Origin of the sequence: Acidihalobacter sp., from assembly GCF_037381185.1 — a bacterium.
Classification (GTDB): domain Bacteria; phylum Pseudomonadota; class Gammaproteobacteria; order DSM-5130; family Acidihalobacteraceae; genus Acidihalobacter_A.
On the sequence record NZ_JARRQY010000061.1, the window covers coordinates 23,692 to 34,849 of the forward strand.

Genomic DNA, 11,158 nt, shown 5'->3' on the forward strand with positions numbered 1-11,158 from the left:
ACGCATCGGTGCGGAGCTCGAATAACCGCTTGCCATGGCCGGCAACGACCGCTCTCCATCCATTTGAATGTCATGCAGCTTCACATGGAACCGTAGGTGCACGTCGAATTGCGCACCCCGGCAGTGCCGGAAAACATCGGGCTTGCGTCGTATCGTGTATCCACTTTGCTTGGCATCGCCGCAGCAGCAACCATCCGCAATCAGCAGATCAGGCTCGCGGGAATCCCGCGGACAGGGATGTCTGGCGTGTCGATGGCCTTGAGCCGGATAGGCTGCTGTCAATCCCAGGACGCGGCTAAATTACTGTAAGAAAACGTCGGGATATGCCCCAACGCGCAGTCTGACGGGCGCGCGAGTTGACAACTATACTCGCACATTCAACTCGCCGCCAAGCCTGCTTGCAATCGCCGTCAAACCTCATGCATGTTCACCTTATGCGGTCGCCCCGGGAAAACTTCAAGAGGTAACCGCCTCCAATTCCTCCCAACGCGCAAAAGCCTGCTCGAGTTCAGCATCCACCTCGGCCAGGCGCGCCTGTGTTTCGCGTACCGTTTCCGGCTGATCGCGATATACAGCCGGATCGCTCAACTGCGCGTGTAGCGAAGCCTGCTCGGCTTCCAGCGTGGCAATACGTTCCGGCAGGGATTCCAGCTCACGTTGTTCCTTATAGCTCAGTTTGCGGGCATTGGCCGTAGGCTTCGGCGTGGCCTGCCGCGGCGGGGCGGGCTGCCGCGACGCCTCGGCAACCACAGGCGGCCGCTGACGCAGCCAGTCCTGATAGCCGCCGACGTATTCGACAAAATGTCCGTCACCCTCGAAGGCCAGTGTGCTGGTCACCACGTTATCGAGGAAGGCACGATCATGGCTGACCAGAATCAGCGTGCCGGAATAGTCGACCAGCAGCGACTCGAGCAGCTCCAATGTCTCAACGTCCAGATCGTTGGTCGGCTCGTCGAGCACCAGCAAATTGGCCGGCTTGGTGAACAGCCTGGCCAGCAACAGACGATTGCGTTCGCCGCCGGACAGTGCGCGAATAGGCGTACGTGAGCGCTCCGGCGTAAACAGGAAATCCTGCAGATACCCCATGATATGCTGCTCGCGGCCATTGACGCTGATGTGCGTACGCCCCTGCCCCACGCAATCCGCCACGGTTTCTTCAGGATCGAGCTGCGCGCGTTGCTGATCGAAATACGCCATGTTGAGCTGAGTCCCCAGACGCAGTTTGCCGCTGCCCGGAGCCAGATCGCCCGTCAGCAGGCGCAGCACGGTCGTCTTGCCGGCGCCGTTCGGCCCGATGATGCCAAGCTTGTCGCCGCGCAGCAGGGCGAGATTCAAATCGCGCACGACCGGCCTACCGCCAAGACTCACGTTCACGCGCTCCGCCTCGACCACCAGATGCCCGGAAGCACCGCCCGTCTCCACCTCCATGCGTACGGTGCCAGCACGTTCGCGGCGCTCGCGCTGCTGTTCGCGCATCGCCTTGAGCACGCGCACGCGACCCTCGTTGCGCGTACGCCGGGCTTCCAGCCCGCGGCGGATCCAGGCCTCCTCCTGCGCGAGCCGGCGGTTGAATTCGGCGGTCTGCGAGGCTTCCGACTCGAGATCAGCCGACTTGCGCTGTACATAGGCCTGATAGCCACAGTCATAGCGTGTAAGACGCCCGCGATCCAGATCCAGCACGGCCGTGGCCAGCGCCGCGGCAAACGCGCGATCGTGAGTGACGAAGATCGAGCTGCCGGGGAATTCGCGCAGGAACGTCTCCAGCCACTCGATGGCCTCGATATCAAGATGGTTTGTGGGCTCGTCCAAGAGCAGCAGCTCGGGTTCGGTGACCAGCGCGCGGCCCAACAGCACGCGGCGCTTCAACCCACCGGACAATTCCTCGAAGCGCACTGCGCCGTTCAACTCCAGCCGCGACAGCACGTTATCCACCCGCTGTCCCAGGCTCCAGCCGTCGCGCGCCTCGAGACGATGCTGCACATCCTCCAGACGGCTCAGCACGCCGGCATCAGGCGCACCGGCCAAGGCTTCGCTCAGTCGGTGGTACTCGGCACAGAGCGCCCCGAGTTCGCCGAGGCCGGCGGCGACCACGTCGTACACCGGTCCGTGAACCTCATCGGGAATTTCCTGTCGAAGATAGGCAATACGCAATTCGCCTCGCCGGAGGAACTCACCATCATCGGCCTGCAGCTCGCCGGCCAGCAAGCGCAATAGCGTGGACTTGCCAGCACCATTGCGCCCCACCAGGCACAAGCGCTCGCCGGCTTCGACGGACAAGCCGACACCATCCAGCAGAGGTGCACCGCTGATGGTGAGGGTGATTCCGCGCATTTGCAGCAAAGACATGAGACGTCTCGAATTTGGGCCCGATACAGGGGGGGCGCCATCATAACAAACAGCTCGCGGCCCGCGCCCAAAGGACTACGCGTGCATTTCCACCATGTACAAGGAGATTTTCCCAAATGAAACGACTGAACTTCGTCCCGCTACCGCCAGCCGCCTGCGTCGTACGCCCTCAGTACGAACAGATCGAAACCGTCGAGCTAAGCAGCCCCGCGCTCAAGGTCATGACCGATCTGACATGGGTCAGGGCCGTCACCACGCAACCGCAGACCGGCCTGAACAACGTTCACGAACACATGATCCACAACGGCGTACGCATGCTGCTGGTCACCGATGGTCAGCAGCACGTGGTCGGTATTCTGACCGCCAACGACCTGCTCGGTCCGCGGCCGTTACAGATGGCCAGCGAACTGGGCATCGGGCACGACAAGCTGCGCGTGGAACACGTCATGACCCCGGCGCGCAACGTGCAGGTCCTGACCTATCGCGACGTGACCCATGCGGACGTACAGGAGATCGTCAATACCCTGCGCGATGCGGCGCGCCAACACGCGCTGGTCATCGAGCCCAGCGACCGCGGCCAATGCATCCGGGGAATATTTTCCATGGCCCAGATCGAACGCCAGCTTGGCGTACACCTCGAACCGACCCGGGCCACGCACAACCTGGTGGAACTGGAACACGAAATGTCCAGCTAGGGGGTCTGTTCACACTATTGCGCGGCCCCGCGCTTGCTCGGCCTGATCCGAGTCGGATACGCAATCTCGCGACCGGCTCGGCATGCTCCTCGAAGATCCAGGGCCAGCGCGACGCTAAAGCGCAGGTTCAGACACCTTCCGTAGCGGCTAGCGTCGCCCAGATGTTCCCGGCGTGCCGGACGGGCAACGAGAAATGCCCCTCGCCGGGCAGAAAACGCGCGGTGCAGTACGCTAGCCGATCGGCCAGGTGTCGCACCATGTTCGGCGGCACCGTATGGTCGTTCTCGCCTTGCCATAGCTGCGCGGACGCGGCGACATCTTCCGGGCGGAAGCCCCAGTCGCGCCCATAGAGCCCGACATCCGTCAGAGCACCACCCACGCCCTGGCGCGCACCTTCACGCAACGCCTTGGCGAAACCCGCCCGTATCGCAGGCTCGCGCAACGCCGAGCGATCCGCCGGACTGGCGCAGCCATCATGCGTTCGGCGAACGCAATCGGCGGATACCGCAGCCAGAGCGTCAGCGGAGCAAGTGCGACGCGCGCGACGCAGGGATGTTTGGCGGCGAACTCGAACAAAAGAGTGCCGGCCAACTCGTTGGCGCAGGCCAGCGCATAGGGACCGCCTCCGGATACACCGAACACATGGAAATGCGGCAGGCGCAACGTCGCAGCAAGTACCCCGACGTCCCACGGTCAATCCAACAGCTCGCGGCCCGGAAGGGGATCGGATCCGCCGCAGCCGGGCCGGTCGACGGCGATCAGCCGCAGCCCGAGCCGACGCGCGACGCCATCTGCAAAAACGGCTTCAAAACGCAACGACAGCAGGCCGTGATTATAGATCAGCGCCCGCCCGCCGGGATCGCCGTTGGACATAGGCAAGACGCCGCCCGTCCGGCAGACGCAGGATCGACGTGGAAGCCCCGCTCACAGTGCTACAGGTCTTTGACCCTCTGGCAACCCTCGCAAACGATACGCGCGCATCAGGCCTGAGCCCGTCCGATCAGCGCCAGACGCACGCCGAGCCCGATCAGCACCGAACCGAAGATGCGCTGCAACCAGGCCGAGATGCGCACGTTGCCGCGCAGCGCCTTGGTAAGGCACGCGGCCATCAGCATGGCCGAGGATTCCACCACGACGGCCAGCGCGATCACCAGCAACCCGAGCAGCATGATCTGCGCCGGCACGTGTCCCAACTCGGGGCGCACGAACTGCGGCAGGAAGGCGAGGAAAAAGATGGCTGCCTTGGGGTTGAGAATATCCACCGAAACGCCCTGGCGGTAGGCCATCCAAGGTGTCGTCCGCCGCGCCGCCGGCATCGCCTCCAGCACCGGCGTTTTCGCCCGCAGCGCCTTTATCCCCAAGTAGATCAGATACGCGGCGCCGACATATTTCACCGCGGCGAAGGCGATTTCAGACGTGGCGAGGATGGCCGAAAGTCCCAGCGCCGCCGCCGACACATGCACCAGCGCTCCCGTCCAGATGCCGAGCAGCGAGGCGAACCCCACCTTGCGACCCTCGGCAACCGTTCGGGACAGGACATAGATCAGATCCGGCCCCGGCGAGATATTGATCGCCAATGCAGCAGAGAAAAACATCAGCCAATAGGATGCCGAATCCATCGTCAACAGGCCCTACGCTCAGCGCTCCACCTGACTGACGTCGCGCACCGCGCCCTTCGCTGCGGAAGTCGTCATCGCAGCATAGGCTCGCAGCGCGGCGCTGACCGGACGTTCGCGGCCGATCGGCTTCCAGGCGTCGCTGCCGCGCGCTTCCATCCGCGCACGACGTGCAGCCAGTTCCTCGTCGCTCACCTCGACCCGGATGCTGCGGTGCGGAATGTCGATGGCGATGGTGTCGCCTTCCTCGACCAGACCGATGTTGCCACCCTCGGCGGCCTCCGGCGAAACGTGACCGATGGACAGCCCCGAGGTACCGCCAGAGAATCGCCCGTCGGTGATCAGCGCGCAGGCCTTGCCCAGCCCCTTGGACTTCAGGTAGCTGGTCGGATAGAGCATTTCCTGCATGCCCGGACCACCCTTCGGGCCCTCGTAGCGGATCAGCACCACGTCGCCTTCCTTGACCTGGTCGTTGAGGATGCCCTCGACCGCGGCGTCCTGCGACTCGAAGATGCGCACTGCCCCCGTGAAGACGAGGATGCTCTGATCCACGCCGGCGGTTTTGACGATGCAGCCGTCCTCGGCGAGATTGCCGTAGAGCACCGCCAGCCCCCCGTCCTTGGAATAGGCGTGCTCGATGTCGCGGATACAGCCGTTCTCGCGATCCAGATCGAGGTCCTTCCAACGCGAATCCTGACTGAAGGCGACCTGGCTCGGCACGCCACCGGGGGCCGCGTTGCACGTCTTCCATGTGGTACTGACTGGAAGGAGCGACCTTGCACAGATTTGGCACACGGCGCGACAGGCGATCGATATCCTGCATGTCGAAGTCGACCCCCGCCTCCTGAGCAGCGGCCAGCAAGTGCAGCACGGTATTGGTCGAACCGCCCATGGCGATATCCAGGCTCATGGCGTTCTCGAAGGCGTCGAAACTGGCTATCGAGCGAGGCAGCACGCTGACGTCGTCCTGCTCGTAATAGCGCTTGGCCAGACCCACGATCACCCGCCCGGCCTCCAGGAACAGCTTCTCGCGCTCGGCATGCGTGGCCAGCAGCGAGCCGTTGCCCGGCAGGGACAAACCCAGCGCCTCGGTCAAACAATTCATGGAATTGGCGGTGAACATGCCCGAGCAGGAACCGCAGGTGGGACAGGCGGAACGCTCGTATTCCCCGACCTTTTCGTCGCTGTTCTTGCTATCGGCGGCGACCACCATGGCGTCGATCAGATCGAGGTGAACAACCTTCTCCGCCCCCGGCGTCTTGGCGATGACCTTGCCGGCCTCCATCGGCCCGCCGGAGACGAACACGGTGGGAATGTTCAGGCGCATCGCCGCCATCAGCATGCCGGGAGTGATCTTGTCGCAGTTGGAGATACACACCAGCGCATCGGCGCAGTGTGCGTTGACCATGTACTCCACGGAATCGGCGATCAGGTCGCGCGAGGGCAGCGAATAGAGCATGCCGCCATGACCCATGGCGATGCCGTCGTCCACGGCGATGGTGTTGAACTCCTTGGCCACACCACCGGCCTTCTCGATCTCGCGCGCGACCAACTGCCCCATGTCCTTGAGATGCACATGTCCGGGCACGAACTGCGTGAAGGAGTTCGCCACGGCGACGATAGGCTTGTCGAAGTCGGCGTCCTTCATCCCTGTGGCGCGCCACAGGGCGCGGGCGCCCGCCATATTGCGACCATGTGTGGTGGTGCGGGAACGATACTGCGGCATGTTCGGCCTCTGTCTGATATCTGCGACGGAAAGACGGCCAGTTTAGACCGAACAGCGGCCCCTCGGGCAAGTGTTCACCGCGCTGCAACCGGCTGCAGTTATCCGCAATGCCGTACGGCTTCCGTCCGGCCAGACTACGCGTTATCTTTTCCAGACGGGATTCGGCGAACGCTCGGGGATTGCCGTGAAGATGCGCCGGAGCCCATTACGAACAGGCCCAAGGCCTCCAACCCATGTGACATCGTCACCGGTTGCCGAGCGACGCGCAGCAGAGGCAGGTCAACTTGCTCAAGAAAATCTCTCTCGATCAGGTGAGGCTTGGAATGTTCATCCAATCCTTCGAGGGCGACTGGCTGTCCCATCCGTTCTGGAAAACGAAATTTCTGCTGGATCAGCCTGGAGATCTGAAGACCCTGCGCGACAGCGGTATTCCCGGGGTCTGGATCGACATCCAAAAAGGCCTGGATGTCGCCAGCGCCGAAGCGGCGTCCCCCGAGCAGGCGCCTCCTCCACTCCCACCTCCCGAGCGCGTACCGGCAAAGTGCAGCGCCGCGGAGGAAACACACCGCGCGAAGAAGATCCTCAGTCGTTCCAAACAAGCAGTGACGAACCTTTTCAACGAGGCCCGCCTTGGCAAAGCCGTCGACGTGGAGTCATGCCTACCCGTCGTGGAGGAAATCAGCGAGTCGGTGGCGCGCAACTCGGCAGCCCTGATCAGCCTCGCGAGACTCAAGACCCGGGACGAATACACCTATGTGCATTCCGTTTCGGTATGCGCGCTGATGGTGGCACTGACCAGGCAGATTGGGCTGAACGACGCGCAGACGCGCGAGACGGGCTTGGCCGGCCTGCTGCACGACGTCGGCAAAATGGCCATACCGGAAGACGTGCTGAACAAGCCGAGCAAGCTCACCGACGAGGAATTCGCGGTGATGAAATCGCATCCGGAGCGCGGCTACGAGATCCTGATCAAGAGCGGCATGCAGTCGGAAGGAACGCTCGACGTCTGCCTGCACCACCACGAAAAGATTGACGGCAGCGGCTACCCGCACCACCTGCAGCACGAGCAGATCGGCCTCTACGCCCGCATGGGTGCGATCTGCGACGTCTACGACGCGATCACCTCCAACCGCCCCTACAAGGACGCTTGGGACGCCTCCGAGTCATTGGTGCGCATGGCGAAATGGGAAGGGCATTTCGATCCGCAGATCTTCCATACCTTCATCAAATCCGTCGGCATCTATCCGCTGAGCAGCCTGGTCAGGCTGGAGTCGGGGCGCCTGGGCGTGGTGATCGAACAAACTCCCGGCAATCTGACCAAACCCGTCCTGCGCGTTTTCTTCTCCACCAAGTCGAACGCCGCCATCCCGATGCAGATCCTCGACCTGTCCAAGAACTTCGTGAACGACCGCATCGCCGGCCGCGAAGACCCGCACCGCTGGGACTTCAAGAATCTGGAAAAACTGTGGCATTGAGCCACCCTGCCGCACCAGTGTTCAAACCTTGAACGAAGACACCTTGTCTTCCAGATCACTGGCCAGCCGCGCCAACTCCTGAGCCGCCGTCGCCACCTGTTCCGAACCGCCGGACGTATCCTCGATCCCCTGTGCGATGGCGGTCACGTTCCGGTCGATCTCCTCGGCCACTGCGCCCTGCTCCTCGGTGGCACTGGCGATGTGCAGATTCATGTCGTTGATGACGGTCACGGCACGCGTGATGGACTCGAGCGACGAGCCGGCGCGCGATGCCGTCTCCACGCTGTTGCTGGCGCGTTCGCGGCTCGCCTGCATCACCTCCACCGCGCTCTGGGCACCACTCTGCAGGCGCTCGATCATACCCTGAATTTCCTGGGTGGACTCATGGGTGCGGCTGGCCAGCGTGCGCACCTCGTCGGCGACAACGGCAAAGCCGCGCCCGTGCTCGCCGGCTCGCGCCGCCTCGATGGCCGCGTTGAGCGCCAGCAGGTTGGTCTGTTCGGAAATCGCGCGGATCACGTCAAGCACCTTGCCGATCCCGATACTCTCCGTCTCCAGTTCATGGATGACGGTGGCGCCGCGCTCGATCTCGGCCGCCAGGTCTTCTATGGCGCGCACCGCATCGGCCACCACCTGACTCCCCGAGGACGCTTCGGAATCGGCCGTCGTGGCGTTCTGCGCCGCTTCGGCCGCGTTCTTCGCCACCTCGCCTACCGTGGAAGCCATTTCAGTCATGGCCGTAGCCAATTGTTCGGCCTCGCCGCGACTGCGCGCCATGTGCTCGTTGGTTTGCGAGCTGGAGGCACTGAGTTCCTCCGCCGCCGCCGCAAGCTGCGCGGAGGTGCTGCTGATGTGTTTGATCACGTCGTGAACCTTGCCGACGAAGACGTTGAAACGCTGCGCCAGTTCGGCCACTTCATCGGAGCCCTCATTCGGCAGGCGCTGGGTGAGATCGCCTTCGCCTTCGGCAATATCGGTCATGCGCTCGACGGCGCGCCCGAGCGGGCGGGTGATGCTGCGCGCGATCAGAAACGCCAGCAGCAGCGCAACCACCAGACCGCCCACCGCCGCCAGCAGAATATTGCGTATCGCGGCCTGTTCGGCGGCGACGAAGTAATGCAGATCGAGGCCGAGCACCAGCACGCCCAACGGCTGACCACTGACGTCCTTGACCGTGCGCGCATAGATGCCCAGGGTCTTACCATCGACCTGATCGGTCAGATAAACGACCTGCCCCTTCATCGCGGCCGCAAACTCTTTGGCATTCAGCACCTTGGCATCGCCCAGCGTGCTGGCATAGACGCTCATACCGCCATTGGCAGCAGGTACGTACAGACCGGCGTCCGCATGGTAGACCTGCTTGAACTCACCGAAGAACGGTTTGCCGAAGGAAAAGCCGAATTCGACCGATCCCACGTGCTTGCCGTCGTAGGCAATCGGTGCGATGCCGCGGATGGACAGCCCCGCAATGCCGCGCTCCAGCCCCGAATACGCCTTGTCGTTCGCATTGGCGTCGACGACGAGCTTGCGGAAGGAGGACAGGTCGTCGCCGAATTTCTGCGGCTTGTGCAAGCGCAGAAAGGAGGTCGCGGGCGGGACGTGGAACTGGAATTGGCGCACCGCGTACTGTTTGGAAAACTGCTGATAGATCGGCATGGTCAGCGCTTCGAGCGCCGAGCGATTGCCTTCGGCCAGTGCCTGCGCAACGGGCGGCATGTCGGCCATGGCCTTGCTGAGCACGACGGCTTCCTGAGCCTTGGCCTGAATCGAGAACACCAGCATGTCGTAGAGCGTTTCCAGCTGGCGGTGCTGCGACTCCCGCGCCAATCCCTGCAACACACCCAGCGAAATCGGGATGACGATCGCCATGAGCACGACAATCACGAGAACGACGCTCGCTCCGATACGCACACCGATACGCAGATTGGCAAAACGCTTGAACATATCCTCGCCCTCTCTCTCAAGGTCCGGGCACCCGCGCAAGGTGCCGCCGGGGAAAGAGCCGTCATCCGCTCATCCCCCTACTCGATAATAGTATCGGCACAAAACACCACGGCTTTAGAAAGGTTTTGTAGCATGCCGGCCCCAGCCCTACACGCCAGCGTGCGCAAGCACCCAAGCCGAACGGCGGATCTTCAGGCAGGAACCACTTCGATAGAGAAGTTCTCGCCCTGCCAACGGTCATCTGCGCGCCAGCGCAGGGTGAAGTCGATGCGCGTTCCGGCGGCGAGATCGCGTGTCGGCACACGCGCCAGATGCCCGAGCATCCAGTCCTCGGTCTGCGTATCGCGCACGTTCTGCCAGCCGTTCACCCCCCAGTGCACCATGGCCGGCGCACGCAGCAGAAGCCGCAGCTCCTGCCCCGCGCGCAGACGGCGCGGCCGCTGACGGAAACGCCACAACACGTAGTCGAGTTCCGGGATGCGCCCGGCGTAGCGTTCCCGCACGCCCGGCGGCGCATCGACGGGGCTACCTTGCTGCACGCTCAGGCACAGCTTGACGAACTCGCTGTGCGCCCACACCAGCGGCATCGCCGCCCCGGTAGGCCGGCCGGGGAACAGACCGCGCTCCGGCATGGGCGCAGCGTCCCAGACCTGCTCCGGCAACAAACCGCCGCGGCCGGTCATCGCGGCCATTGCGCGCACGTAGTCTCCCGCGTCCTCACCGGCAAGCAGCGCGTAATGCCCGCGTTCGCCGGTCAGCAGCGGCCAGCCCCGACCGCGCCCGGTACCGTCGAAGGGACGTCCGTCGCTGTGCTCGCCGTAGCCGTCGCCGTTGTAGCGATGCCAGACCGGCCCGTTCGGCGTCTGCCTGCGCAGCAGCCTGTCCACCACTTCGACGCTGGCAGCGACGTGAGGATCGTGCGGATCGCGCAGCCCGTAGCGCACCAGTTGCAGGAAATCGGTCGAAATCTGCTGGTTGGCGGGACGATCGTAATCGTGTGCGCGATTCTTGATGAACAGATGCTCGGCCTTGGCGCCGTCGCAGACCAGTACGTTCGCCGGCGCCGCCCGCAGGTAATAGCCGGACACGCCCAACTCGCGGGCCAGCGGCGTATCGCTCGCCCAGCACCAGTCCTCGATGCTGGCATTCCAGTAGTCGGCCACCATCAGCGCCAGATCGGCCGCCGGCTGCGGCACGAACCGCGCGCCCTCGACCAGCGCGGCGATGACGATGGCGAGCGTGAAGGTGTTGACGCCGGGGTCCTCCTCCCAGCGGTCCTGACCGGTGCTCGGCCCTTCCGCCAGCATGAAACGCAGAGCACCCGCCACCATGTCCGCCACCGGCATCTCGCCCAGC

Annotated in this window: 9 protein-coding genes and 1 pseudogene; 3 read left to right on the forward strand and 7 right to left on the reverse strand. The window is 63.7% G+C overall.

Features of this window, described 5'->3' with window-relative positions:
- The first annotated feature begins 96 nt into the window (after window positions 1-96).
- Window positions 97-309 (forward strand): hypothetical protein, encoded by a 213-nt coding sequence (locus tag P8014_RS17415; RefSeq protein ID WP_337818595.1) that lies wholly within the window; start codon window positions 97-99, stop codon window positions 307-309.
- Window positions 310-456: 147 nt separating this feature from the next.
- Here P8014_RS17415 and P8014_RS17420 read toward each other — a convergent pair whose 3' ends face one another.
- Complete coding sequence (locus P8014_RS17420) at window positions 457-2,346, reverse strand: ATP-binding cassette domain-containing protein (protein ID WP_337818596.1); 1,890 nt, start codon at window positions 2,344-2,346, stop codon at window positions 457-459.
- A 116-nt stretch (window positions 2,347-2,462) separates the two neighbouring features.
- Between P8014_RS17420 and P8014_RS17425 the strand changes: the two genes are divergently transcribed.
- Window positions 2,463-3,041, forward strand: coding sequence for a CBS domain-containing protein (locus tag P8014_RS17425; protein WP_337818597.1), 579 nt, complete (start codon window positions 2,463-2,465; stop codon window positions 3,039-3,041).
- 127 nt (window positions 3,042-3,168) lie between these two features.
- Here the strand turns inward: P8014_RS17425 and P8014_RS17430 are convergent, their stop codons facing one another.
- From P8014_RS17430 to ilvD, 4 genes and pseudogenes are all read right to left on the reverse strand, one after another.
- Window positions 3,169-3,483, reverse strand: coding sequence for a hypothetical protein (locus P8014_RS17430; protein ID WP_337818598.1), 315 nt, complete (start codon window positions 3,481-3,483; stop codon window positions 3,169-3,171).
- 251 nt (window positions 3,484-3,734) lie between these two features.
- On the reverse strand, window positions 3,735-3,914 hold the full coding sequence (locus P8014_RS17435) for a hypothetical protein (RefSeq protein ID WP_337818599.1): 180 nt from the start codon (window positions 3,912-3,914) through the stop codon (window positions 3,735-3,737).
- A gap of 107 nt (window positions 3,915-4,021) precedes the next feature.
- Window positions 4,022-4,660, reverse strand: a complete 639-nt coding sequence (locus tag P8014_RS17440; RefSeq protein WP_337818600.1) for a LysE family translocator — start codon at window positions 4,658-4,660, stop codon at window positions 4,022-4,024.
- Between the two features lie 18 nt (window positions 4,661-4,678).
- A pseudogene (gene ilvD, locus P8014_RS17445) lies at window positions 4,679-6,383 on the reverse strand (dihydroxy-acid dehydratase).
- A 284-nt stretch (window positions 6,384-6,667) separates the two neighbouring features.
- On the opposite strand from ilvD, the gene P8014_RS17450 reads away from it, so the two are divergent.
- Window positions 6,668-7,858 (forward strand): HD-GYP domain-containing protein, encoded by a 1,191-nt coding sequence (locus P8014_RS17450; RefSeq protein ID WP_337818601.1) that lies wholly within the window; start codon window positions 6,668-6,670, stop codon window positions 7,856-7,858.
- A gap of 21 nt (window positions 7,859-7,879) precedes the next feature.
- Here P8014_RS17450 and P8014_RS17455 read toward each other — a convergent pair whose 3' ends face one another.
- On the reverse strand, window positions 7,880-9,802 hold the full coding sequence (locus P8014_RS17455) for a methyl-accepting chemotaxis protein (protein WP_337818602.1): 1,923 nt from the start codon (window positions 9,800-9,802) through the stop codon (window positions 7,880-7,882).
- A gap of 191 nt (window positions 9,803-9,993) precedes the next feature.
- A partial coding sequence (locus tag P8014_RS17460; protein WP_337818603.1) for a glycoside hydrolase family 15 protein occupies window positions 9,994-11,158 on the reverse strand: 1,165 nt, incomplete at its 5' end.

Excerpts from the sequence above, each read along its gene's own strand:
- P8014_RS17420 (WP_337818596.1), bottom strand. The coding sequence starts at position 2,346 with ATGTCTTTGCTGCAAATGCGCGGAATCACCCTCACCATCAGCGGTGCA.
- P8014_RS17425 (WP_337818597.1), top strand. The coding sequence starts at position 2,463 with ATGAAACGACTGAACTTCGTCCCGCTACCGCCAGCCGCCTGCGTCGTA.
- P8014_RS17440 (WP_337818600.1), bottom strand. The coding sequence starts at position 4,660 with ATGGATTCGGCATCCTATTGGCTGATGTTTTTCTCTGCTGCATTGGCG.
- P8014_RS17455 (WP_337818602.1), bottom strand. The coding sequence starts at position 9,802 with ATGTTCAAGCGTTTTGCCAATCTGCGTATCGGTGTGCGTATCGGAGCG.
- P8014_RS17435 (WP_337818599.1), bottom strand. The coding sequence starts at position 3,914 with ATGTCCAACGGCGATCCCGGCGGGCGGGCGCTGATCTATAATCACGGC.